Raw genomic sequence first — 26003 nt, 5'->3', positions numbered from 1 at the left:
GCGGGAACTGAGGCAGGGTGCCATTTGGCGCCCTGGGTGACACGGAAGTCACGGCTGCTGCAGAGCGCGGAACCGCGACGCAATTCGAGAGGCTGCGGAGATACACATGAAAGTACTGATTACCGGTGGTGCAGGGTTCATTGGTAGTGCCTTGGCGCGCGCGCTGGTTGCGCGCGGCGACCAGGTAACCATCCTGGACAACCTTTCGCCGCAGATCCACGGCGACAGCCCGGAAGACTCGGCGCTGCTGGGTTCGCTGCCGCCTGAGGCCGTCGTGGTCAAGGGCGACGTGCGCCTGCGCGAGGATTGGCTGAAAGTGCTTCCCGGCCAGGACGCAGTCGTCCACCTGGCGGCAGAAACGGGAACCGGTCAGTCCATGTACGAGATTGATCGCTACGTTGATGTAAACGTGCGCGGCACCTCGCTGTTCCTCGATCTGATCGGCAACAAGGTGCAGGGCTGCGGGTCGGTCAAGCGGGTCGTTGTCGCGTCTTCGCGCTCGATCTATGGCGAAGGCAAGTACAAGGGTGCCAACGGTCCGGTCTATCCGGGGGCGCGCCTCGACGCGGACCTGCAGGAGGGCATCTTTGAATGCCGCGATCCGGCAACGGGCGATCTGGTGGAGCCGCTGGCAACCGATGAAGACTCGCGCATCCATCCGAGCTCGATCTATGGCATCACCAAGCAGGTGCAGGAACAACTGGTGCTGGTGGGTGCTGCCGCCATCGGTATCCAGGGAATCGCCCTGCGCTATCAGAATGTCTACGGTCCGGGCCAGTCGCTGAAGAATCCCTACACCGGCATCCTGTCGATCTTCTCCACCCTGCTGCTGCAGGGCAAGGACGTGAACATCTTCGAGGACGGCAAGGAAACCCGCGATTTCGTCTTCATTGATGACGTGGTGGCGGCGACGCTGTCGGCCATCGACGCGGATGTCAGCGGGCAGGCCTTCAATGTGGGTACCGGCGAAGCGACCGATGTGATCACCGTTGCCAGTGCGCTGAAGGACGCATACGGCAAGGGCGGAGAGATCCGCATCTCCGGCAACTACCGCATTGGTGACATCCGGCACAACTTCGCCGATCTCAGTCGCGCTGAAGCTGCCATCGGCTATCGCCCGCGCGTGACCTTCGCCGAAGGCGTGAAGCGCTTTGCCGCGTGGGTACTGACCCAGCAGATTGAAGACTCCGGTTACCAGCGCTCGGTCGACGAGATGCGGGCAAAGGGACTGCTCAAGTGAAGGTTGAAGGGCGATCAGAGGAGCAGGTTGTGAGCGAATCCCTTGAAGGGAAGCGTGTGCTCTTCATCGCCCCGATGTTCTTCGGCTATGAGAAGCTCATCAAGGCCGAGCTGGAGCGGCAGGGCGCGCACGTTGATTTCCACCCTGATCGCCCGGGTGTGGATTTCCTCACCAAGGCCTTGATCCGCATTGATCGGCGCCTGCTTGCCCGGCGAATCGCCAAGCATTACCAGGGCATCGTCGAGGCTGCGGCTGGCACGCAGTACGATCATGTCCTGGTCATCCGTGGTGAAGCCATCTCGCCGCAGATCATTGCGCAGCTCCGTGCCACCCAGCCGGCCGCGAAGTTGACGCTGTATCTCTGGGACTCGATGCATTACAACCCGAACGCGCGCCTGATCAAGCCGTACTTCGATTCGGTCCTGTCGTTCGACCGGGTTGATGTGTCCGAGAACCCGGAGATCGAGTTCCTGCCGCTGTTCTTCGCCAACGAGTACGCGCGTGCTGCAGAGTGGCGCGGAGAGTACGAGTACGATGCCTGCTTCATCGGCACGATCCATACCGACCGTTACCGGATTCTGGAGAAACTGCTGGACGCTCTGGAGCGGGATGGCCGCCGGGTATTCGTGTACTGCTACTACCCCTCCAGGATTCTGCATCGCCTGCGCTCGCTGGTGGATCCCGGCTTCCGCAGATTCTCGAAGAAGTACGTGAACTTCGTTGGGTTGCCGTTGCCGAAGGTTGTTGATTACATCAGTGTGTCGCGTTGCGTGATCGACATCAATCGGCCTGATCAGAAGGGCCTGACGATGCGAACGATCGAGGCATTGGGTGCGCAGCGGAAGCTGATCACCACCAATGAGGATGTCAGCTCCTATGACATCTACACCAGTTCCGGGGTGAAGATCGTGGATCGCGATGCGCCGCGAGTGGCGGAGGAGTTCCTGGATTCCGAAGGAGTGCCGTACGACGAGGCGGTCAGGGCGCGCTACACGGTCGGGAATTGGGTAGAGCAGGTGCTGCAGGTGCGCGACTTCCGTGGAAGTCGTCTGAGAGTACGCAAAGAATGAGTATTTCAGTCGCTACGACGTCGATTCAAGGAGTGCGGAGGCTGGAGGGGAGCTGGCTTTCCGTGCTGGCCCTTTCGACGATCTTCATATCGGGAATCTACGTTCCAACGCCACTGGGAAACCTGTACTTTTCATACATCTGTATGATCGCAACCTATGCTCTGCTTGTTCTCAAGACCAGGAGCCTCGGTCTTCGGCGGGAGTATCTGGGCTTTGCCGCGGCTTTGGCCTGTCTGTCCCTCATGGGTGCGTTGTTCAACGATGCCGCAGCGGGTTCGCGGGCATCCGTGTTTCTGGTTTCCCTTGCGAAGATCATGCTTTTCATGTTCTTCGTTGTGTTCTTCACGTCCATCTATAATCTGCTGGGAAGATCCGTCAACAAGGTCTTCTCGATCTATCTGAAGGTTGCATACTTCTTTGCTGCATTAGGGGTGCTGCAGGAGCTGATCTTCGTCATGCTTGACGTCGACATGCTTGCTTTCCTGTCACCTGGATCGAAGAGGCTGGGCTCACATCTCGGAATCGCAGGCCTAAGCGTCGAGCCGGCGTTCTATGCATGTGCCCTCCTGCCCGCGGGTGCGTACCACGTTTCGCGATTCGTGCAGAGATTCCGAATCTCGTTCAAGGGCGCGATCACCGTGCTGGCCATCGTGCTCTCGACCTCAGCGCTCGGATACATCGGTCTGTTCGTTTCGGCCGCGGCGACGTTCATTGTGGGCTTTCATATTCGCCGATTCTGGATTCTGTTTCTCTCGGTTCCGCTCGTTCTTGTTCTGGCCATCAAGGTAAGCAGCCTTGACTTCTTTCAGTTGAGGTGGAACGACACTGTCTCAGTGCTGCAAGGCGGCGAGCTTACGATGGAGGACGGAATGAACCTCAGCACGTACTCGAATGCCGTCAATTCGCTGATATCCCTTCGTTCCTTCGCTGACAACTACGGCATAGGTATCGGTATGGGCATGTACAGCGCCGTCTTTGATGAGTACATCTCTGGCTACGAACTCCCGGCCTATCGAGATGACATTCCCGGTAGAGGCTCGGCAACTTCGCTGTTCGCACGTGTAACTGCGGAGCTCGGTCTGGCGGGCTGGCTGCTCCTGTTGACGGTGCTTTACTGGGCGTGGAAGAACATGCGGGCGGCCCATGACAAAGCGATGTCAATCGCCTATATCGCCACGCTCTCGATCATTCTGCTCCGGATGGGGGAGTACTACGCCAACGGTGTTGTACTGGTGTTGGTGATGATCTACCTCTCCCGGGCTGCGGATCGGCGAGTGCCACGGCTTCAGGGGAAGGGAACGGAACTGTCCCGATGAATCCTGGGCGTTTGATCTCGGTTCTGCGGACTCTGCTTCTGCGAGGGCTCGGTTCGGGCGTCTCGGTGCTCTTCACCGTGCTGGTTTCCCGCTATCTGGAGACCCCAGATGCTGCGTTGTTCTTCGTCCTTTTCAATGCCAGCGTCATTGCGGCGGTCTGCTTTCGTTGGGGTGTCGATGAAGTCGTCATTCGACGGGTCGCCGCCGCTCCTGTGGACAAGCGAAATGCCATCGCGGCCGGGTTGGTAGTCCAGGCGCATCGCCGGGTTCTGATCTGGGTGATAGCCGCATTTCTGCTGGGTCTTGTCCTCCTGCTGCCTTCGGTGCGGCATCACTTTGGTGGAGTCGGCTACCTGGACTTCGCCTTGATGGTGACGGCCTCAGCATTGATTGCGTGTGCTTCAGCTGCTGCTCGAGTTCTACAGGGCGAAGGCCGTACAGATGCTGCGACCTTCTATCTGAATATATGCACGCCATCTTTGGCATTGATCGGGCTGTTGTGCCTGGTTCTGCTCGACAATGCAGTCAGTGCCCGGCAGCTGCTCTGGTGCTACCTGCTGGCTGCTGTTGTCATGTATGGCGCGGTCGTGCCCATGCGTTTCGGCCGGAACGTTCTGCTTGGCCTGCTCCCGGGAGGGGCGAGGGTAGTTGCTGACGCTTCTGATCGTGCTGCCGCAAACCGCTTGGGTGCAGTTGTGCTGGCCCAGCAGGCGTTGGGCTGGAGCGCGGTTGCGATCATTCCGATCTTCTACGGTGATTCGGCTTATGCCGGCTTCGTGGTCTCGCAGAAGCTCGCAACGCTGATCAGCCTGCTGATGCTGGCGATCAATTTCACATTCTCTTCCCGGTTCGCAGCCCTGCATGCGCAAGGCAACCTGCAGGAGCTGTGGAAACTCGTCCGCCTTTCCTCCTGGGCGATTCTGATCGCCAGCGCGGCGATCCTTGCGGGGGCTTGGTTGTTCATGGGTCCTATCCTGGATTACGCCCGGGTCTCAACGGACTTCGGCGGCATCGTCATCATCATGATGATTGGACAAATGGCGTTCTCCATGGCTGCGCTGTACGCCGTTGTGCTGAGCATGTGCCATCAGGAGAAGTTCCTGCTTCGAATTCAATCGCAGACGGCATTTCTTTCCATTGTCGCGCTGACGCTTGCTTGCAGCATTCTCAGCCTTGATGCGGCTGTATGGGTCTTTGTGGTGGGCTATGGCGCTCCTGCAGTGCTGCTGTACGCGAAAGTCGCGCGAACGATTGGTCGCAGTGGAGAGGAATCTGGTGCTCTGCTGGGGAAGGGCGCTTGGAATGCCTCGGTGTTTGAGCGGGTGCAGAAACTCAAGGCCTCGCCTCGCTGTACCCTCGACGGAGTTAACTTTGGAAGGGTCGCTGCGCCCTACTTGTATGACTTCTCGCGCAAGGCGATCATCAAGCGGCTTTTGTTCTCGACATTGTTCTCGACCAGGCTTCTCACGCAGGGGGGGCATGGAAAGCGTGTTCTGATCTACTCCTGCCGTTCGAAGAATCGCACCGACTATGACTATATCGTCGATCGCAACCGAGCGGCGATGGGATCGGGGGCCACCTATGTGGAGGTTGTCGAGCGGTTGGATCTGATTCAGTGGGCGCGGTCGTTCGCAGTCCTTCCCAGTTCTCTTCGGATGGCCAACGACTGGAAGGGGGGCATTCTGCAGAAGCTCATAGTGGCTCTGCTCTTCGCGAAGTTCCGCTCTTCGTCACGTCCAGTCCTCGATGCAGCCATTCGCGGTGCGCGGCAGGTTGTGACGTTCTGCGATGCTCAGCCAACGGAGAATCTTGCCAGTCAGATTGGTCGCATGCACGGCGCGGTGACGTTTACAAATCAACACGGACAGTATCGTTACCTCGAGGCTCGGAATCTAAGCGAAGATGCCGAGGTGTATGCAAACTTTGTAAGTGACTACCTTCTGTGCTGGGGGGAGGCGACGATCTCCGAGTTCGCCCTCGCAGGGGTGGGGCGTGAACAGATGATCGTGACCGGGTGGCTGCGCAAGTGGCCTGGACTTGGTCTGCCGCAAAGCGCGTCCGCGTCAGAGGGAACGTTCGGCGTGATGCTGAATGGTGAGAACGGCCGCGAGTCCAATGCTGCGATGCTGGCTGTTGCAGAGGGGATCTCCAAGCAAACGGGCATGCGGTACCTGGTCAGGCTGCATCCTTGGAGCGATGCTGCTTCCTACCGTGGTCTTTGCGGTTCCGGCTGCGCAGGGTTGGAGAAGCTACCTCTGGATGCCTATCAGAGCCGGGTGAGCTTCAGTATCGCCCACATGTCTGGAGCGATCGTGGAGCTGCTTTGCTTCGATCAGGCAGTCTATCTGTTGGATGATGGCAAGCTGGCAGACGCATTCAGGATTCCTGGGCTAGCATTGAAGTCTCTTACGGATATCCTCAGCGCAGTGGCGGCGGATGAGGCAGATCCGCAGGCTGCCCGTGAGCGGCGCAGAAGGCTCGCTCGGTGGTACAACGATGATTCGGATCAAGACGAGCGGCTGAGAGAAGCCCTTCTGATGGAGTAGAACTGTGCATCTTCTGTTCAAAATGGCCTGGGTGCTGAGAGCGTTCGTCTATTCCTTTCTCTTCAAGGCGTTCCCTATGCCCGGGTATCTCGGGCCGCCCTGCTTCCTTTTGGGGGTGAGGCGGATGTCCTTCGGTCGCAGGGTTAGAATTTTCCCTGGACTCCGGGCCGAGTGCATCGGTGTTGGTACATTGACAATCGGAAACAACGTTTCTATTGGCCAGGGCTTCCATGTCATCGCCAAGAGCGATCTCAGAATTGGATCTGATGTCCTTATTTCGTCCAATGTGCTGATCACGGATACAGACCACTCGTACTCTGATGTGAATGTCCCCGTGTTGGATCAGATCGATGTGGTGTCATCAACGCAGATTGGAGATCGATGCTTCATCGGGGTCGGAGCATGTATCCAGGCTGGGACCATACTTGGTGATGGATGCGTCGTAGGCTCGCATGCGGTTGTCCGGGGTGTTTTTCCTCCCAACTCGGTAATTGTCGGTTCTCCAGCGGTGATCGCTCGTCAGTACGACGAATCAACGGCCCAATGGATGCGCGTTGCTCGCTGACGCGACGAACCAGAATCACGGTTCTTTCTGGAATTTGGAGTGCATACGATGAATGTGGTTGTCTCAAATGATGTCACGGTCGGCAACGACCTCCCCTTCGTCCTGTTCGGTGGCCTGAACGTCCTTGAGGACCTCGACTCCACGCTGTTTGCAGCGGAGAAGTACGTCGAGGTCACCGGCAAGCTCGGCATTCCCTACGTCTTCAAGGCTTCGTTCGACAAGGCCAATCGCTCGTCGATCAAGTCCTTCCGCGGCGTGGGCCTGGAAGAAGGTATCCGCATCTTCCAGGAAGTGAAGAACCGCTTCGGCGTGCCGGTGATCACCGACGTCCATGAAGTGGACCAGGCGGCTCCAGTGGCCGAAGTGGTCGACGTGCTGCAGATTCCCGCGTTCCTGGCGCGCCAGACCGATCTGGTCACCGCCATCGCGCGCACTGGCCGGGCGATCAACATCAAGAAGCCGCAGTTCCTCAGCCCGTCGCAGATGAAGAACATCGCCAGCAAGATCCGCGAGGCTGGCAACGAGCGGATCATCCTGTGCGAGCGTGGCGCGCAGTTCGGCTACGACAACCTGGTCGTGGACATGCTGGGCTTCCGCGAGATGATCGAGGCCACCGGTGGCCTGCCGGCCATCTTCGATGTGACCCACAGTCTGCAGCGCCGCGATTCCGGCAGTGAGGCCTCCGGTGGCCGCCGCCGTCAGGTGGTGGAGCTGGCGCGCGCGGGTATGGCGGTTGGCCTGGCCGGGCTGTTCCTGGAGGCACATCCGGACCCGGACAACGCGCGTTGCGATGGTCCGAGCGCGTTGCCGCTGAGCGCGCTTGAGCCGTTCCTGGCACAGATCAAGGCAGTCGATGATCTGGTCAAGTCGTTCCCGAAGCTCGACATCGCCTGACATGGAATCGGCGAAGTACCAGGGGCCGATCAAGCTGGTCCTGTTCGACGTGGACGGCGTACTGACCGATGGCGGCCTGCACATCGATGGCAAGGGCGAGCAGTTCAAGACGTTCAACGTCCGCGATGGCCTGGCTGTCGCGTTGCTGCGTGTGCATGGCATCCGGTGTGGCGTGTTGTCGGGCAAGGCGAGTCCCTCGCTGGACTTCCGGATCCAGCAGCTCGGCATGGATGTGGCGGTGACGGGTCGGCTCGAGAAGCTCGATGCGTTGGCCGCCATCTGTGGTGACCTTGGCATCGCTGAAGGTGAGATCGCCTATGTCGGCGACGATGTCGTTGACCTGCCATTGGCGGGCAGGGTGGGGCGCTTCTATGCGCCCGCCGACGCGCATCCGCTGGTTTTGGCTGCCGCTGATGTGGTCGCCGATACCTGTGGCGGCCGTGGCGTCGGGCGGGAAGTGGCCGAGCGCGTACTTGCCGAGGGTGGCATTGGCCTGCAGCAAGCGTACGCACCGCTGGTTGCAGGTTGGAGCGCCGCGGGAGCGGTGCAGTAACCGGCGCACGGTTGCGCGGGTAAGCGTGGCGCACGCAGGTGCGCCGCGAATGATCATCAGAAGGAAGCACGTATGTCCTCCGTGGTATCAGTTGCCGATCACATCGCATCGGCCAAACGCGTCCTGCAGATCGAAGCATCGGCCGTCGCCGCGCTTGCCGACAGGCTCGATGGGCAGTTCACCGAGGCGGTAGAGCAGGTGCTGGGCTCACAGGGCCGGGTCATCATCTGCGGCATGGGTAAGTCGGGCATCATCGGGCGCAAGATCGCCGCCACGTTGGCCAGCACGGGCACGCCCAGCTTCTTCATGCATCCAGGCGAGGCATTCCATGGCGATCTGGGCATGGTCACCGCCACCGATGTGTTCGTTGCGATCTCCTACTCCGGCGAAACCGAAGAGGTGGTGAAACTGCTGCCGTTCCTGAAGGACAACGGCAATTTCCTGGTGGCGATCACCGGCCGTGTGACCTCGACGCTGGCGCAGGCGGCCGATTGCCATCTGGATGCCGGTGTTGCGCAGGAAGCCTGTCCGCTGGCGCTGGCACCGACCGCATCGACGACCGCGACGCTGGCGATGGGCGATGCGCTGGCCGTTGCATTGATGGAGGCGCGGGGCTTCCAGCCGGAGAATTTCGCGCGTTTCCACCCGGGTGGCTCGCTGGGTCGGCGCCTGCTGTCGCGCGTGGAACACGAGATGATCGTTGGCGATCTGCCGGTGGTGGAGGCGGCAGCAACGATGATGGACGTTCTCCAGGCCATCACCCGCTCCAGCCTGGGATTGGCGATTGTACGGGCCGACTCGGGCTACGCGATCATTACCGATGGTGACGTGCGCCGTGCGCTCGAACGCCATGGTCGCGAGGTGTTCGACAGGTCTGCGGCCGAGCTGATGACCGCCTCACCTGCGCAGGTGAGTGTGGGGACGCGGGTTGAGGATGCGCTGGTACTGATGGAGCGGCGGCGGATCTCGTCGTTGCTGGTATTCGATGGCGACGTGCTGGCCGGCGTTTTCAAGAAGTAGAAAGAGGAAGGCGCCCTTGCAGGGCGCCTTCTTCATGTTCCGGCATCATTTTGCGATCGCATCGAAGTTCCGGTAGAAGATCTCCGAATCGCGCTCGGAGGTCAGCTGATAAAGGCTGTGCGAGTGTGAGAGGCGGGCGCCGCCGTCACGGTACAGGGGGTTCCACATGAAGTCGGCGCGGGCACGGGTCGAGCGCGGCAGCATGAAATCGAAAGGCACCGAGAAGTAGATGCCCTTGTCGAAACTGCCTTCGCCGAAGTCCCGCGATGAAACGTCGGTCTTGGTGGCGTAGGCGCCCATGGTCACGCCGTTGTCGAACAGGCGGGCCACCGATACCGTCGCGCCCCAGTCCTTGGCCAGGTAGCGACCCGCGCTGACCGCGCTGATGAGACGACGCTGATCACCCCACAGGTAATAGAGCGTGGCGTGGCCGGTGGTGACGCTGTAGTCGCGGAAGCTGAAACGCTGATCGAAATCGCGCTGCTTGACCCAGTTCAGTTCGGCGCCCAGCGCCCAGCGTTCGTCCATCGGGCGATACAGGAGCTCACCGCCGACGCCGCCATACATGTACTCCAGCATGCCGGCATAGGCCATGCCGTACAGGTCGCGGCCGAGCTGCTTGGTGCCGGTCAGCTGCAGGTTGGGCAGGGTGAAGTCCGAGGTGGTCAGATACTGGCGCACGTAGGTGCGCACGCGCGGCAGCCTGCTGGGGGCGTCGTACTTGAACTTGTCGTAGTTGTTGTAGGCGTTGTAGCTGGCGGTGCCGCTCAGCCAGAGGTTCTCGTTGAAGCGGAGGGTCGCACCGTACATCGCCGCAACCTGGAACAGGATGAAGCCGTCGGGGCCGCCCACGCTCTGCCGATAGCCGACGTTGAACGCACCGTCGAAGCGCTTCAGTGGCGCTTCGTACAGCGTTTCCGAGCGCCTCGCATAGGGGGCGTTCATCTCGACGTGGCGGCTGACGGTTGCCAGATCGGTCCGGTCGTCCAGGTACTGGTTGAAGGTCTTCCGCTCCAGGCTGGTCTCGACCACCGGCAGGCCGAGGCGGACGTTGCGCAATGTCCACCAGCTGACATCCTGTGGCGTCTGCGGATCAAGAATGCGCGCCGCGCGACCAATGCCCTGTGCCGGGTAGATGAAGCGGCGCTGCTCGGCACTGACGATCAGTTCCTGGCCGCTTCGATCAATGCGCTTCACGCGCAGGCCGGCATTTTCCTCCAGCTCGTGGGCAATGGATGACCAATCGGTGGGGGTTGCCGCCTCGGTTGCAGCGACGGTCTGCGGCTCATTCTGTGCGGTAGGCTTCCTGGCAACCGGCGGTGGGTCCATCAGCTTGGCCATGGGCTTGGCCTGGGCCAGGTTGGAATGCAGCGTGATGCCGACCATGGCCGTGTTCCCGCGCTCCCAGCCCAGGTGCAGCAGCACGCTGTTGTTCACTGCGAACACGGCACCCAGATTGATGGGCGAGGACTGCTTCTGGTTGTTCCGTTGCGGCTCGTGGCGGTAGTCGTTGCCGTCATACTCGAGCTTCAGCTGCAGGCGGTCCCAGGGCGTCTGGTAGCTGACGCCGCCAAACACACCGAGCCGGCCGCGGAACATCGCGCTGGTATTGAAGTCGCCGGGCGTGTTGACGCCGGGGCGCTCCTTGAAGCGGTCGTCGATCGCGCCCAGCGGATTGTCGAGATCGCCACGGTTGCCGATATAGCCGGTCGCCACGCCAAGGCTTGCGTCGAACGCGCCGAAACGCTTGCTGGCAACGACGTACTCGCTTGAGAACAGACCGGTACCGCCGAGATCGCGCGCGCCGACCGACACTTCCGGAAGCCAGCGACCTTCCTGCCACAGGCGCAGCTTGAGGTCGATCGACTTGTCCTTGTAGTTCTGGTTGCCGCTGAGCCACTCCGAGCCATAACGGCGGTTGGCCACCGAGATGTAACGGAATGATCCTTCCACCCACGGCAGGGGTTGCATCACCACCGTGTACCGACTGTAGGGCGAAGTGTGGCTGGCGGTGAGGCTGAGCTCGCCTTCCTCGCTCATACGGGCGCTGGGTGTCTGCAGCAGGCCGATGCCACCCCAGTCGCTGGCGGTGGGAGCTGGACCTTCCTGGGCGTACAGGGCTGCGCTGATGCTGAGGCTCAACAGGGCGATGCCGGCGCGAGCCAGCGGCAATCGGTTACGGCACATCACTCTGGAACTCCGGGCGCATCCAGCACCTGGGTGGCGAGGAAGCGCGCGGCTTCTTCGTTGATATCGGGGGTGGTGGAGCGCACGGCGGGTCCGGCAATGGGGACGTAGACGACCGCCCCCGGCGCCAAGGGGGTCCGTGCACTGCGGTTCCACAACGCAATGCCGATCTTCGTGACCCGGCCGTCGGGTTGGATCACATAGAGATCGTCAGGGCTGGCGGCGGGCAACAGTTCACACTGGTTGCGGTAGATGCGCGCATCCTGCATCGCCGCATGCGGCACCGCGCATGGCTGGGTAACCGCACCGGTGACAGTCACGGTCTGTGGTCGCGACGGGTAGACCAGCCGGTCGCCGGGTCGTGCCGATCGATCCTGTGGGCGGTCGGCCTCCAGCGAGCGCGGTTGGAGCAGTTGCGGTTCGCGGCCGGTGACCGGAAGTGCGCCGAACTCGCGGGCCATCCGGGCGGCGGCGTCGGCGATGTCGGGCGCGTCGTCAAGGGCGGCCAGTGTCTCAAGGTCGAACAGCACGCCAGCCTTCAGGCGCGTCTGTTGTGCCGTGTTGTCCGCGCGCAGCAGGGCGGCGCCTGCAAAGTAGGCATGCTCGTCCGGAGCGGCGGCAAGGGCCGCGGCGCTCAGGCGCGCGTTGCCTGCCAGGGTATGTGGGCCTGGGGCGCGTACCTGGCCATAGGCCTCAACCACGATTGGAGGCGCCGCTTGGACGGTGCCGGCAAGTACGGCGCCAAGGGCCATGACGATAAGGTGCCGCGTCATCGGGGCTGCAGGTCCGGCGAATAGGGTTTGAGCTGGATGATGTCCAGATGGGTATCCGGCGCGATGGCCTGGCGGCTTTTCCAGATGAAGCCGTTGGCCGGGTCCACCCAGAAGTGGTTGTCCTGCTTCCAGCCCTCACCGCGCAGCTGCTCGCGGATGTGCAGCAGCTCGAGCGTGCGCCCCAGGATATCGACGCGCTCGGTGCCCAGCGGGTGCAGGGTGCCGGTCACTTCCATGCCGAAGCGATAGCCGGGCATGAGGTCATAGCGTCGTTGCACGACCTGGCCCTCGTGCACCTTGCGCAGGTCGAGGAAAGGGTTCGGCCCGACGATCTGCATCTGCTGCAGCTCGGGCGCACCGCCGTGGGTCGCTTCGATCAGCCCGTTGCGCAGGAACACGATGCTGCGTTCGCTGCTGTACCAGGCCTGGCGGCCGTCATCCACTGCGCCAAGCACCAGCACGGCGCCGCCTGCCGGTCCATTGACCTTGATCTGCGGGTAGCGGTTGCGGGCAACGTCCTGGGCAGTGGGCTGAACATCCGGTGTGCCCAGCACGGCCAGTTGCACGGCCTTGACGCTGCTGCGGCTGACGACGCCGCAGCCGGCTGCCGAGACCGCGATGGCAGCCAGCAGGCCCAGGCGGAAACTCCGGAGCATGAGGCCGGAGCGAGCGTTCCTGCTCATCTGAAGCCTCGTCAATTGTCCAGATCGTTGCGCGCGCTGGCCGCGTTGCTGATGATGGCGGTGAAGGGCAGCAGCTGGTTCACGAAGCGGCTCCAGCGCGTCACGCCGGCTGCACCGACGAACACGACATCACCCGGCTGCAGGTTGAACTGGCTGGCAACGGCGAACGCGGAGGGCGACTTCGCTTCCAGGTGGAACACCTGCGACGGCGCATCCTGCAGGTCGTTCGAGCCGCGGATCACATACACCGCGTTGCCATTGGAGGTGGTCTGCAGCAGGCCACGGGCGCGGCCCAGCGCCTGGCTCAATGAAATCTCGCCGGTCTTGAAGCTCATGGCGCCAGGCTGATTCACTTCGCCGACAACAAAGACTTCCTTGCGGTCCAGGTACGGCACATACAGATGATCGCCGGCCTTCAGGAAGACGTTCGTATCGCCGCCGCCATTACGGCCCAGCGCGTCAAGGTCGATGGTATAGGTGGTGCCGTCACGGGTGAGGCGAACGCCGGACAGGTCTGCCTGTGCCGGGTCCAGGCCGGCCTGGCTGACGGCATCGCCCAGGGTGAGCGGGGTGACCGTCAGTGGCACCGTGGCCGGCTGGCGCGAGGCGCCGGTGACCCACACGCGCTGGCTGGCGTAGGTCAGCATCGAGACATCCACCTGCGGCGCTTCGATGTAGCGGGCCAGGCGGGTGGTGATCTCATCACGCAGCTCGGCCGGCGTCTTGCCGGCGGCGGTGACCTTGCCGATGTAGGGGTAGAACAGCGTGCCGTCGGACTGCACCAGGCGGCCGGCAGCGCTGAGCTGCTGCTGCGGGCCAGCCGGAACGGTCAGTTCGGGGTGGTCCCAGACCGTGATGTACAGGATGTCGCCTGCGCCGATCTGGTAAGGACCCGGCTGGTACTGCATCAACGAGGCCGGAATGCCGGGCGCGCTCTTTTCGGCGCGTTCCATGGCGATGAGCTTGGGCGTGATCGGAATCAGCTCGATCTGATCGTTGCCAACCTGCTGGCTGCTACCCATCAGGGAATTGGAGCGCATGTGCTGGCCCGGGGCCCACATGCAACCTGACATGGTAAGGGTGAACGCCATGGCGGCGACGAGACGCTTGCAGTCCATCGTTAATCATTCCTGGCCCGAACGGGCATGAAAAAGCCCTCGCCGAACTGCCGCCCGGCGAGGGCGTGGGTACTACAACGGCGTCCCGATCAGCGGGTGCCGGTGGTGCCGGTGGTACCGGTGGTGCCGGTGGTGCCGCCCGGCGGGTTGGTGGTGCCGCCATTGTTGTTGCCAGCATCGTCGCTGCTGCTGTCGGCGGCGACGCTGTAAACGACCGCGGCCGCTGCGACGCCGAGACCGATGGTCGCAGCCGTGGTCAGGGTGCCAGCGGCAGTGGCGCCGGCGGCTTCAGCGCCTGCAATTTCAGCGCTGGTTTCGGCGGCTACAGGAGCTTCCTGAGCGAACACCGGCGAGGACAGGCCCAGCAGGGCCAGGGCGGCAATCATCTTCTTCATCTACGGGGTCTCCTACTCCGTGAGGGAAATTTTTCCGCTGCTATGGTGGTGTCTGTTCATTTGCCCTGTCAAGGTATGTGAAGGAAATGTGGAGTCGTCTTCGCGGTTTTCAGGGGTGCTGGAAGATTTCAGCCTTCCCCGAGATGAGCTTTGCCAGTGCGATGACCAGCTGATGCGTCTGGATGTCGGGTAGGGTGAGGGGCAGGATCAGTCCGGCAAGCACGGCGGCTGTGGCCGTCACGGCAGTCGGTCGGCGGGCGGGCAGTGCGCCGCGCAGCACGTATGCACTGCAGCCCAGCCCGAGCATCAGCCCTGCGATGACTTCAGACAGGCTGTGCGCGTGCAGGGGGATGCGCGACCAGGCGATGGCGATCGCCAGCAGCACGCCAGTCATCAGGCCGATTGCGCGCGCGGGTCTGCCGGGGCCGGCCAGCAGCACACCCACCAGCGGGTACACAACGCTGGACAGTGCCGCATGACCGGAAAACCCGGTGAAGTGCAGGCGGCTGATGCCGATGCCCCAGCCCATGAAGGCCAGCTTTGAGGCGAGTGTCACGCCGGCGGCAACGGCGACGGCGCTCAACCATGGCCCTTTCAGGTCGCTGTCGGTGCGCGGCAGGGTGAGCAGCAACACCAGTGCCATCGGCAGGAGCCAGCGGCTGTCACCGAGGGCGGAGAGGGACAACCAGAGGTTCTGCATCGATCAGTCATGCGCGAGCGGGAAGCCCTCAGCTTAGGCGTGATTGCCTGTCCGCGGCCTTTCGATGGCTTGGTCCATTCAGCTGGACGCGGTATGCTTCGCAGCTGCCAATGGCCCCGTAGCTCAGCTGGATAGAGCGTCCCCCTCCTAAGGGGAAGGTCGCCCGTTCGAATCGGGCCGGGGTCACCATTGGCACTGCCGGTGGTGCGTCCACACTGCCCAGCTGGCGCGGCCCGAGCCTTTGCAGTTCGTCCGCCACAAGCGCCTTGTCATCTCCGCGAAGTCCCAGCAGTGGTCGTGGCAGGCAGTCATCACTGCACAGTCCATCAGCGCCTGCACACGCCATCACACGGATACCGCCGAAGCGGTCAACAGGGCTGATAGCGGCGCCAGTTCATGGATAACGCCTGTTCCGTCTCGATCTCACCGCCAAGCGCTGTGTGCGCGATCTGCGGCGATACCTGGGGAAACAGTCCGCTGACGCCACGGGGACCTGCATCTGCTGCCGGCGCGCTGGGCGCCGCTGGGCGAGCGTTTCGAAGCTTTTTTCCTGCGTGGACAGACCGCAGGCGTGTTCAACGTCGGCTTCTCCGCCGTGTGGCTGGCCGACTTCTACTGGCCCTGCTTCTACCGCATCACCTGGTCGCTGGCCCGCGGCCGGCTGGCCCCGGCCACCGCGGCATCCACGTTGCTGGCGTCGTTCCAGAATGGGGCGATGAAGCCCTGAGCCGCAGCCAGGTCTGTCGCTGCTGCCGAATCTGCGTGGCGTTTTGCCGGAAAGTGGGGGCGGGGTGCCGGATTCGTGCCGAGACGGTCCATCCCCGGTGGCTATAACTGTGGTCGTGGGGCTTGGCGCCAAAGTCCGCAAACTTGAATGTGACGGACATCACATAATTGTTTGTAATGTGTTATCTTAGTCACAGAATTAGGTGCCTGACCAACGGGGTCCAGGGACGAAAGTGATTGCCACGGAGCCGGCAGGACACGCAATCGGGTGTGCCGCCGTCCCGCGGAATTCGTCGCTGGCCGCCCACTGACCATCGGCCCGGCATGGGCCGACGACGGGGAAATCAACCATGTGGCAGTCGACGACGTCGCGCGCAAGCGCGGGCGGTGAACGCGTTCATCCCGAAAATGATGCCCGGTCGGGCCGATCCAGCCGCTGGCTGGTGGCGGGCCTGCTGGCCCTGGTGTCACTGCTGGTGCCCTCGCTGGCCTGGGCGGCGGCCTACGCCACCGGCGGCAGCAGCCCCTACCGCAATACGGTGCTGTGGCTGACCTGGGGGGGCGGCGCCAACGGGGTGAACAACGTCGTGCTCAACGACGGCGCGACCTCGTCGATCGACATGCCGGTCGCAGCCGGAGTGAACCTGCGCGTCGATTGCCGCCTGAACACGGCCGAGACCAACGTGCTGCGCAGCTATCGTCCCGGCAACTTCGGCGGCGACAGCCTCGACGATCTGTACAACATCGGCGGTACCGGTACCAGCAACCAGCTGATTGCCGGCATCGCGCGCGCCAGTGGCACCTCCAGCTTCAGCATCACCTGTACCTCGACCCTCGGTGGTGCGCCGTACCGCCTGCGCGGCGTGGTGATGGCCGACGCCGAGTCGATCAACAACAGCGGTGAATTCGTCGAGGCCAGCGCGCAGGGCACCTGGAACGTGGTCGAGGTCCGCAAGAACCTGGCCAACACCACGCCCTATCTGGTGAACAAGTCGACCAGCGGTGCAAACCAGGTGATCCGTTTCGGCCCCGGCAACGATGACAACACCGCGGCGGTCACCTTCCTCAGTTTCGACAACGCGGCTCACGCGCCGGGCAACCTGGCGGTGAACATGGGCTTCTCGATGCGCGGCGGCGGCACCACCGCCATCGCCATCGGCCTGCTGGTGCCGTATGCCGACTTCGGCGATGCGCCGGCCAGCTATGGCGACGCCATGCACGTGGTGGACGATCTGCAGTTCCGCTCCGACGGCATTCCGGCCGGCGCCAGCAACTTCAACATCAACACCGCCGGCTACACGCCCGGTGGCCTGGCACCGCCGCTGACCGATTTCCTCGGCAGCCTGGGCCCTGATACCGAGCAGCGCAGCAGCTACAGCGCCGATGCACTGGGCGACGACAACTCGCCGCAGGCCGGCAGCCGCGAGGAAGACGGGTGGCCAACGAGCTACCGCCTGACCGTGATGCAGGCCGGTACGCTGATCAACCAGCCGGTGGCCTGCGTGGGCAACGGCAGCGTGGCCGGCTGGATCGACTTCAACCGCAATGGCCAGTTCGACGCCAACGAGCGCAGCAACACCGCGCTGTGCAGTGGCGGCCAGGCCAACCTGAGCTGGACCGTGCCGGCGGCGGTCAGTGCCGGCACCAGCTACGTGCGCCTGCGTTACGCCAGCCTGGCCACGCAGATCCAGAACCCGACCGGTGTGGCCGATGATGGTGAGGTGGAAGACCACCGGGTCACCATCACCGCGCCGTCGCTGAAGGTGGTCAAGGGCAACAACGCCACCGGCGGCGTCTGGAACTATGGCCAGGCCGGTACCACCTACACGCTGACCGTGAGCAACACCACCGATGTGCCGACCGGCAATCCGCCGAATGTGCCGGCCGCGGCCATCGTGGTGCGCGACCAGCTGCCGGCCGGCATCGTGCCGAACTGGACGGGCACCCATGTGAGCGGCAGCTGGAGTTGTACCGCCAGCGGCCAGGATGTGACCTGCACCAGCGGCCAGGTGCTGGCCGCCGCGGGCAGCCCCGGCTCCAGCTCGGCCTTCACCCTGCCGGTGACCGTCACCGCCGCTGCCACCGGTGTGCTGACCAACCATGCCAGCGTGGGCGGCGGGCACGACCCGTTCAACAACGGCACGCCGCCGGCGCCGGGTGTGGGCTGCACCGATGCTGACCACTGCACGCGCAGTGACGTCACCGTGCCGGTGACGCGCGTGAGCTACGCCAAGCGTTCGAACACTGCCGGTCCGGTCGCGGTGGGGGCGACGGTCAGCTACACGGTGGATGTCACCGTGGCCGACGGCAACACCCGCGATGTGCTGACCCTGACCGATACCCTGGGCACCGGCCTGGATTTCGCCAGCGTCAGCAGCCCCGGTGCATTCACCTGCAATGCCGCCAATCCGCTGGTGTGCACGCTGCCGGCTGGCACCGCACCGGGCACCTACAGCCTGGGCTACACGGCCACGGTCAACGCGCAGGCCAGCGGGCAGGTGGTCAACACCGTGGTCGGCACCGGTACCGACACGCCCACCTGCAGCGGCAGCTGCACCACCACCACGCCGGTGGCGGTGCCGCGCATCTCGGTGTCCAAGGCCAGCAGCACCGCCGGGCCGGTTGCCATCGGTGACAGCGTGGCCTACACAGTGACCGTGCTGGTGGCTGATTCGCGCACCACGGCGGTGACCACGCTGACCGATACGCTGGGCACCGGCCTGGACTTCGGCAGCATCACCAGCGCCGGCAGCTTCAGCTGCGTGCCGGGCAATCCGCTGGTCTGCACGCTGCCGGCCGGTACCGTGCCGGGCAGCTATGCGTTCTCCTACACCGGCGTGGTCAACGTGCAGGCCAGCGGCCAGGTGCGCAACGCGGTGGTGCCCAGCGGCACCGACAACCCGTCCTGCGTGGGTGCGTGCGATACCACCACGCCGATGGCCAGCGCGCAGGTGGTCTACGCCAAGCAGGCCTCCACCGGCGGCCCGGTGCGCGTGGGTGACCGCATCGACTACACCCTGACGGCAACGGTGACGCGCGCGCGCACCAGCGCCGTGGTCACGCTGACCGATACCCTGGGCAGTGGCCTGGACTTCGCCGGTGTCAGCAGCGCGGGCAACTTCACCTGCAACGCCGCCAATCCACTGGTGTGCACGCTGCCGGCCGGCACCGTGCCGGGCACCTACAGCCTCACCTATGGCGCCACCGTCAACGCACAGGCCAGCGGCAGCGTGCGCAACGCCGTACTCGGCAGTGGCACCGACAACCCGTCGTGCAGCGTGAACTGCGATACCACCACGCCGGTGGCGACGCCGGGCGTGAGCTATGCCAAGTCGGTGAACAGCACCGGCCCGGTCGCCGTGGGTGATCGGCTGACCTATACCCTGACCACGGTGGTGACCAACTCGCGCACTACCGACGTGGTGACCCTGACCGATACCCTGGGCACCGGCCTGGACTTCGGTGCGGTGACCAGCGCGGGCGCCTACACCTGCAATGCCGCCAATCCGCTGGTGTGCACCCTGCCGGCCGGGACCGTGCCGGGCAGCTACAGCCTGTCCTACACCGCCGTGGTGAACGCGCAGGCCACCGGCCAGGTCACCAACGCCGTGCTTGGCAGCGGTGGCGACAACCCCTCGTGTACCGCCAACTGCGGTACCACCACGCCGGTGACCGGCAGCGCCATCGATTACCGCAAGACCTCGGCGGCAGCCGGTGCGGTGAAGGTGGGCGACAGCATCGCCTACACGCTCACCGCAGTGGTCAGCAACTCGCGCACCACGGCAGTGTTCACCCTTACCGACACCATGGGCACCGGCCTGGACTTCGGTGCGGTGACCGCCAGCCAGGGCTTCAGCTGCAATGCGGCCAACCCGCTGGTGTGCACGCTGCCGGCCGGCACCGTGCCGGGCACCTACACGGTGAACTACACCGCCACGGTGAACGCACAGGCAAAGGGCAGCGTCAGCAATGCGGTCCTGGGTGGCGGCACGGGCGTCACCACCTGCACCAGCAACTGCGGCACCACCACGCCGGTGCTGGCGGCCGTGGTGACCTACCGCAAGCAGTCGGCCACCGTGGCCCCGGTCGATATCGGCGATGCGGTGGACTACACGGTGGAAGTGACCGTGGCCAATTCGCAGACCGCCGATGTGGTCACCCTGACCGATACGCTCGGCCGGGGCCTGGACCTGCAGGCGGTCACCCAGCCCGGTCCGTTCACCTGCAACGGCGCCAACCCGCTGGTATGCACGCTGCCGGCCGCAACGGCCCCAGGCACCTACACGCTGGGGTATCGCGCGGTGGTCAATGCGCAGGCCAGCGGCAGTGTCCGCAATGCGGTGCTGGGCAGTGGCGGTGACACGCCGACCTGCAGCGGCGACTGCAGCACCGAGCACGCACTGGCCGACCCGCGCGTCGTGCTGGAGAAGCTGTCCGGTCCGGCCAGCGGTGCCGAAGTACGGCCGGGCGATCGCCTGCGCTACACGCTGGTGGCCACCGTCGAGCGGGCAGCGCTGCGCCAGCCGCTGCAGCTGGTGGATACCCCGGACGCAGGCCTGAGCATCGAGAGCCTGCCGGCGGGCTGTGCACAGCAGGGCGCGGACATCGTCTGCACCGTGCCCAGCGGAACCCCGATAGGTCGCCACGAATACGTCTATCAGGCCATCGTCAACCAGGAAGCCCGCACCGAAGTGCTGAACCGGCTGCGGGGCCAGTATCCGGACGGCTCGCCGCCGCCGGAATGCACCACCTGCGAGACGCGCCACAAGGTGGTGTCCGACTTTGCGCTGCGCATCACCAAGACGGCCAACCCGCGCCGTGTGAAGGTGGGCGACCTGGTGCGCTACCAGCTGGTGGTGGAGAACGTGGGCGGCAGCCACTGGCGCGATGGCGTGGTGGTGGACACGCCGCCGCCGGGCTTCAGCTACGTGGATGGCTCGATGCGGGTGGCCGACGATGACGGGGCGTTCGCCCTGGCCAGCAGCCAGTCGCCGTTGCGCATCGGCGCGGTGGATATTGCTGTGGGCCGCAGCGCGACCATCACCTACCTGCTGCGGGTGGGCGCTGGCGTGCGTGCCGGTACCCATGTGAACCAGGCCGTGGCGACGGCGGAAGACGGAAGCCCCGTGTCGAACGTGGCCACCGCCGAAGTGGCGATGGACGCCGACCCGTTGCTGGAAGACAGCCTGGTGTTCGGCACCGTGTTCGATGATCGCGACGGCGACGGCTGGCAGGACAGCGCCGAGCTGACCGGGGTGCGCGTGCAGGGTGGCTTCGCCGCGTCGGCCTATGTGCCGGGCTCGACCACGCTGGATCGCGGCGAAGGTCCGCAGCCGGTGGCCGACGCCAGTGCGCCGTTGCTGCATGGCGTGCAGATCGGCGTGGTGCATGGCCGCGCGTCGACCTCCGACACGGCCGAAATGCATCAGGTGGTGCTGCGCCAGCGTTTGCGCGAGCTGACGTTTACCGATGACTTCGTGCTGGAAAGCGCACAGGGCCATCGCCTGCGGATGGATGCACAGGGCGTCACGCGTGTGGAGCGCAGTGGCGAGGCCGGCAAGGGCCTGACCGCAGCCGAACCGAGCGTGCGCCGCGAGATCGCCCGCGTCGCCGAGGGCTACGAGGTGGCCTATGTGATCGGCAACGACGGTATCCAGGAGCAGGGCATCCCCGGCGTGCGCCTGGCTACGGTGGAAGGCCTGCTGGTGGAGACCGATCCGTTCGGCCGCTATCACCTGGCTGATGTACACGGAGGTGACGCGCGCCTGGGCCGCAACTTCATCATCAAGCTGGATCCGGCGACGTTGCCGGGCGGTGCCGAGCTGACCACCGAAAACCCGCTGCTGCGTCGGGTGACGCAGGGCGTGCCGACCCGCTTCAGCTTCGGCGTGCGCCTGCCGCCGTCGCCGCAGGCCGGCGCCGAGCGCATGGAGATTGCGCTGGGCGAGGTGCTGTTCGCACCGGGCAGCAGCGAGCTGCAGTCCAGCTATCGCCCGGTGCTGAAGAAGATGGCCGAGGTGGTGGACCGCTACCAGGGCGGCGATGTGGTGATCGCTGCCAATGGCGAGAGCCAGGCACTGGCCTTTGCCCGCGCCGCAGCGGTACGCGATGCGCTGCAGGACGAGGTGGCCGAGAGCGCACGCGCCGGCCTGACCGTGCAGCTGCGCACCGACGTGCAGGATCCGCACTCGCTGCTGGCCGGCGTGGATGCCGGTGGCGCACTGCTCGGCAACGTGCTGTTCGACACCGACAAGGCCACCGTGCGTGAGGAGTTCAAGCCGTTGCTGGCCGCCATCGCCGCACGCCTGGAGGCGCTGGGCGGCGGCCAGGTCAGCCTGGTCGGTCACACCGATGTGCGCGGCAGCCATGCCTACAACCAGGCGCTGGGCCTGCGTCGTGCCAACGCCGTGTTCGAGGCGCTGCGCAGCCAGCTCAGTCCCGCCGTGCAGCAACGCCTGCGCGTACGCAACGAGGAGAGCGCCGCCACCCGCGCGGCCGCCCGCCAACAGGAGGCCCGCCGATGAGCGCGCATCACTCTGCCGCCCGCCGTGCGGCCCGCCTGCCGCGCGCTGCCCTGTACCAGGCGCTGTTGCTGGGCCTGGCCGCAACGGCCCAGGCGGCCCCGCCGGCTGCTGAACCGACGCCGATCCGCTGTGACGGCACCCAGTGCAACGCCGAGGGCGAACTGTTGTTCAGCCTGCGCTCGCGCAGCTATGACGAACCCGTCACCGAGGGCACCTCGGCGCGTTCCGGCTCGCAGGCACTGCAGCCGGATCGCCGGGTCAGCCTGGCCATCGATGAGCCGGGCAAGGCCACCGTGCGCGGTGAGTTCATGATCCGCCTGCCGGAAGGTGGCGCGATCTGGGCCACCGAGGATCCGGCGATGGGCCAGCCCGAGCTGTCGGTGTCGGCGCCGGGCATGGTCGCCTTCGATGAAGGCCGCATCGTGCGGCCGGTCGAGTTCTACGTGCGCGGCAACTACACCGCCTTCATCCAGCGCCTGGAAGTCAGCGTCTACCGCGGCAGCGACACGGATCGTGTGGCAGCACTGGCGACCTTCGAGCTGCCGGTGGCGGCGGTGTCGCAGGGATACTGGGACGGGACGATGCCAGCCTCGACGCCGCTGCGCCGGGGCGATCGCCTGGTCTATGTGCTGCGCGCCTTCGACGCTGATGGCAACGTGGATGAAACCACCGCGCAGTCGATGCAGCTGGTGACGCCGGCGGAGTTCGAGCGTGGCAACCAGCAGTTGCGTGACGCGCTGGAAGACCGTCGCGGCAGCTCGGTGGACGCCAGCCAGGCCGCGTCGCTGTCGTTGCTGCAGCAGGTGTTCGACGGCAATGGCCTGCGCCAGCAGAACATTCCGGTGTACGGCTCGCGGGTCCGCCTGCGTGGTCGCGACCTGCCGCTGGGTGCCGCACTGAAGATCAACGGTGACAGCTACCCACTGGACCAGGACCGCAAGTTCGCCGCCGAGTACCTGATGCCGATCGGCCACCACGCCTTCGACGTGCGTGTGGAGCGGCCGGATGCCCCGGCCATCGCGCGTACGCTGGAGGTTGATGTCAGTGGCCAGTACCTGTTCGGTGTCGGCCTGGCCGACATCACCGTGTACCAGAACAAGGCCAGCGGGGCAGGGCAGGACCTGGCCCGTGGCGAGCGCAATGACGATGTGCTCAGCGATGGCCGCCTGGCGTTCTACCTGAAGGCCAAGACGCGCGGCCGCTACCTGTTGACCGCGCAGGCCGACACCCAGAACCGTCCGCTGGACGAGCTGTTCACCGGCTTCACCACTGCCGACCCGCGCGACCTGTTCCGCAGCCTGGACCCGGACCTGTATTACCCGACCTATGGCGATGACTCGCTGACCCAGCGCGACGTGGACAGCATGGGCCGCTTCTACCTGCGCATGGACTGGGACAAGAACCAGGCGCTGTGGGGCAACTACAACACCGGCCTGACCGGCACCGAGTACGCGCAGTACGTGCGTTCGCTGTACGGTGCGGCACTGTCGTGGCGTTCGCGTGGTGCCAACGCCTGGGGCGATGCGCGCAGCGAGCTGCGCCTGTTCGGCTCGCAGGCCGAGACGGCGCCGGGCCACAGCGAGTTCATCGGTACCGGCGGCAGCCTGTACTACCTGCGCCACGCCAGCATTCTCAGTGGCTCGGACCAGGTGGTGCTGGAAATCCGTGACCGCACCACCGGCCGCGTGGAGCAGCGCGTGCCGATGGTGCGTGGCGCCGACTACGAGATCGACGCCCTGCAGGGCCGCATCCTGTTGACCCGGCCGCTGGCCCAGGTCAGTCGCGAGAACCTGCGCCGGATCAGCCGCGACGTGCCGCTGGACGGCTATGAGCAGCGCTTGATCGTGGACTACGAGTGGGTGCCGACCGGCTTCGACAGCGACGACATCACCGCCGGCGTGCGCGGCAAGCACTGGTTCGGCGATCACGTGGCCCTCGGCGCTACCTACGTGGACGAGCAGCGCTCCGGTCAGGACTATTCGCTGAAGGGCGCGGACCTGACCCTGCAGGCCGGCCGTGGCACCTACCTGAAGGTGGAACACAGCCGCAGCGAAGCCACCAGTGCGCCGGTGTTCTTCTCCGACAACGGCGGCCTGAGCTTCAGTCGCCTCAATCCGGAAGGGCCGCGCGAAGGCGAGGCGACAGCTGTGGAAGCGCGCATCAACCTGCGCGAGCTGGGCTGGACCCAGCGCGACTGGAGTGCCGGGGCCTGGTGGCGCCAGGTCGACGGCGGCTACTCGGTGGGGCGCTTCGATACCGGCCAGCGCGTGCGCGAACAGGGTGCCGAGCTGCTGGGTTACGTGACCGACGACTTCAGTCTGTACGCCCGCTACAGCGAGGCGCGCCGTGGCAGCGAGTCGCTGATCCAGGCACAGGCCACCGCCGAGTGGCGGATCGGCGAGAACGATCGCCTGTCGGCCGAGCTGCGTCGCGTGCAGGAAGACCGTGGTACCGGCGGCAACGTAGCCGGTGTGCTGGCCGCCGCCCGCTACACGCACCGCATCGGCACCTCGCTGGATGTGTACGGAGGCGGCCAGCTGACCGTGGATGATGACCATGGCCGCTACGCCGACAACGATGCGGTGGTGGCCGGTGGTACCTGGACCTTCGCCAACCTGTCCACCGTTGGTGCCGAGGTGAGCGATGGCGACCGTGGCACCGCAGCGCAGGTCAATGCCGAGTACCGGCTGACCCCGCAGCACAGCTTCTATGGCGCCTTTACCCAGTCCACCGATCGCAGCGAGTACGACCCGTTGTTCAGCCCGAACGCGCAGGATGGCTGGACGCTGGGTCAGCGCTGGCGCCTGTCCGACCAGGTCAATGTGTTCAATGAAAGCCAGTTCCTCAAATCCGGGCAGGACTCCGGGCTGGCGCATACTTTCGGCATGGATTTCTACCCGGCGGTGGGGTGGAATGCCGGCTTCACTCTCAGCGACGGCAAGCTCGATTCCAGCAGTGGCCAAGTGGACCGCAAGGCGGTGAGCCTGTCAGGCGGGCGGACCTCCCCCGGCACCGAATGGCAGAGCAAGCTGGAATGGCGCCGCGATACCGGTGCCGAGCGACGCACGCAATGGGTCAGCACCAACCGCCTGAGCCATCGTCTCAACGACAGCTGGCGGATCGCGGCGCGCTTCAACTACGCCGACACCGATGATGCGATCAACCCGGTGGCAGGCGCGCGCTTCATCGAAGGCAACCTGGGCTTCGCCTACCGCCCGTGGGACAACGACCGCTGGGCGTTGTTCGGCCGCTACAGCTACCTGTATGACCTGTCCACGATGGGTCAGGTCAATGGTGTGGATTACGACCAGCGCACCCAGGTGCTGTCGCTGGAAGGTGTCTACCGCATCGACCAGCGCTGGGAAGTGGCGGCCAAGGCGGCGCGCCGCGAGGGCGAGGTGCGCTATGGGCGCGGCACCGGGCCGTGGTTCGATTCGGCCACCAACTTTGCTTCGGGCCAGCTGCGCTACGACCTGTACTACCAGTGGCATGGCCTGCTGGAGTATCGCCTGCTGGACGTGCGCGATGGCGGTCGCCGGCAGGGCTGGCTGGCCGGTGTCGATCGCGATATCGGGCGCAACTTCCGCGTCGGTGTGGGCTACAACTTCACCGACTTCAGCGATGACCTGACCCGGTTCGACTACACCCACCGCGGGTGGTACCTGAACCTGGTGGGGCGCTATTGATGAGGGC

General features: G+C 64.7%; 16 protein-coding genes, 1 tRNA gene and 1 pseudogene. 12 read left to right on the top strand and 6 right to left on the bottom strand.

Annotated features, from left to right (window positions below):
• Nucleotides 1–106: 106 nt before the first annotated feature.
• The 8 genes from AC5YGJ_RS05435 (at nt 107) to AC5YGJ_RS05400 (ending at nt 9204) form a co-directional block, all read left to right on the top strand.
• Nucleotides 107–1240: an NAD-dependent epimerase/dehydratase family protein gene (locus AC5YGJ_RS05435; protein WP_496185991.1), complete on the top strand. Its 1134-nt coding sequence runs from the start codon at nt 107–109 to the stop codon at nt 1238–1240.
• A gap of 29 nt (nt 1241–1269) precedes the next feature.
• A complete protein-coding gene (locus AC5YGJ_RS05430) occupies nt 1270–2310 on the top strand; it encodes a WaaS/CpsH family glycosyltransferase (RefSeq protein ID WP_496185990.1) in 1041 nt (346 codons plus the stop codon).
• Nucleotides 2307–3626, top strand: a complete 1320-nt coding sequence (locus AC5YGJ_RS05425) for a hypothetical protein (RefSeq protein ID WP_496185989.1) — start codon at nt 2307–2309, stop codon at nt 3624–3626. Before AC5YGJ_RS05430 ends, AC5YGJ_RS05425 begins: the two co-directional genes overlap by 4 nt.
• The gene (locus AC5YGJ_RS05420) at nt 3623–6172 is read left to right on the top strand and encodes a lipopolysaccharide biosynthesis protein (RefSeq protein ID WP_496185988.1); all 2550 of its coding nucleotides are present in this window, start codon (nt 3623–3625) and stop codon (nt 6170–6172) included. The genes AC5YGJ_RS05425 and AC5YGJ_RS05420 overlap by 4 nt, the downstream gene beginning before the upstream one ends.
• A 4-nt stretch (nt 6173–6176) precedes the next feature.
• Nucleotides 6177–6737, top strand: coding sequence for an acyltransferase (locus AC5YGJ_RS05415; RefSeq protein ID WP_496185987.1), 561 nt, complete (start codon nt 6177–6179; stop codon nt 6735–6737).
• A 48-nt stretch (nt 6738–6785) separates the two neighbouring features.
• The gene (gene kdsA, locus AC5YGJ_RS05410) at nt 6786–7631 is read left to right on the top strand and encodes a 3-deoxy-8-phosphooctulonate synthase (RefSeq protein WP_329841134.1); all 846 of its coding nucleotides are present in this window, start codon (nt 6786–6788) and stop codon (nt 7629–7631) included.
• Nucleotide 7632: 1 nt separating this feature from the next.
• Nucleotides 7633–8184, top strand: coding sequence for a KdsC family phosphatase (locus AC5YGJ_RS05405; RefSeq protein WP_475286235.1), 552 nt, complete (start codon nt 7633–7635; stop codon nt 8182–8184).
• 72 nt (nt 8185–8256) lie between these two features.
• Entirely contained in the window at nt 8257–9204 is a 948-nt protein-coding gene (locus AC5YGJ_RS05400) for a KpsF/GutQ family sugar-phosphate isomerase (protein ID WP_249844211.1), read from the top strand.
• Nucleotides 9205–9249: 45 nt separating this feature from the next.
• On the opposite strand, the gene AC5YGJ_RS05395 is transcribed toward AC5YGJ_RS05400, so the two are convergent.
• The 6 genes from AC5YGJ_RS05395 to AC5YGJ_RS05370 form a co-directional block, all read right to left on the bottom strand.
• Nucleotides 9250–11391 (bottom strand): YjbH domain-containing protein, encoded by a 2142-nt coding sequence (locus tag AC5YGJ_RS05395; protein ID WP_496185986.1) that lies wholly within the window; start codon nt 11389–11391, stop codon nt 9250–9252.
• On the bottom strand, nt 11391–12164 hold the full coding sequence (locus AC5YGJ_RS05390; RefSeq protein ID WP_496185985.1) for a capsule biosynthesis GfcC family protein: 774 nt from the start codon (nt 12162–12164) through the stop codon (nt 11391–11393). Before AC5YGJ_RS05390 ends, AC5YGJ_RS05395 begins: the two co-directional genes overlap by 1 nt.
• A complete protein-coding gene (locus AC5YGJ_RS05385) occupies nt 12161–12820 on the bottom strand; it encodes a YjbF family lipoprotein (RefSeq protein WP_496185984.1) in 660 nt (219 codons plus the stop codon). Before AC5YGJ_RS05385 ends, AC5YGJ_RS05390 begins: the two co-directional genes overlap by 4 nt.
• Nucleotides 12821–12858: 38 nt before the next feature.
• Nucleotides 12859–13887, bottom strand: coding sequence for a polysaccharide biosynthesis/export family protein (locus tag AC5YGJ_RS05380; RefSeq protein ID WP_458242306.1), 1029 nt, complete (start codon nt 13885–13887; stop codon nt 12859–12861).
• Nucleotides 13888–14054: 167 nt separating this feature from the next.
• Nucleotides 14055–14360 (bottom strand): hypothetical protein, encoded by a 306-nt coding sequence (locus tag AC5YGJ_RS05375; protein WP_249844206.1) that lies wholly within the window; start codon nt 14358–14360, stop codon nt 14055–14057.
• Nucleotides 14361–14469: 109 nt separating this feature from the next.
• Complete coding sequence (locus AC5YGJ_RS05370; RefSeq protein WP_496185983.1) at nt 14470–15060, bottom strand: phosphatase PAP2 family protein; 591 nt, start codon at nt 15058–15060, stop codon at nt 14470–14472.
• Nucleotides 15061–15172: 112 nt separating this feature from the next.
• Between AC5YGJ_RS05370 and AC5YGJ_RS05365 the strand changes: the two genes are divergently transcribed.
• The 4 genes and pseudogenes from AC5YGJ_RS05365 (at nt 15173) to AC5YGJ_RS05350 (ending at nt 25996) form a co-directional block, all read left to right on the top strand.
• Nucleotides 15173–15249 (top strand) — tRNA-Arg (locus AC5YGJ_RS05365).
• A gap of 292 nt (nt 15250–15541) precedes the next feature.
• Nucleotides 15542–15787, top strand: a pseudogene (locus AC5YGJ_RS05360) (TetR/AcrR family transcriptional regulator); the annotation flags it as partial.
• A gap of 442 nt (nt 15788–16229) precedes the next feature.
• On the top strand, nt 16230–22310 hold the full coding sequence (locus AC5YGJ_RS05355) for a CshA/CshB family fibrillar adhesin-related protein (RefSeq protein WP_496185982.1): 6081 nt from the start codon (nt 16230–16232) through the stop codon (nt 22308–22310).
• Complete coding sequence (locus AC5YGJ_RS05350; RefSeq protein WP_496185981.1) at nt 22307–25996, top strand: TonB-dependent receptor; 3690 nt, start codon at nt 22307–22309, stop codon at nt 25994–25996. Before AC5YGJ_RS05355 ends, AC5YGJ_RS05350 begins: the two co-directional genes overlap by 4 nt.
• The last annotated feature ends 7 nt before the right edge of the window (nt 25997–26003 follow it).

The organism is Stenotrophomonas sp. CS3K5, from assembly GCF_059515225.1.
The sequence above is the reverse complement of the archived record's forward strand: the minus strand, read 5'-3'. Positions and strand labels throughout refer to the sequence as shown.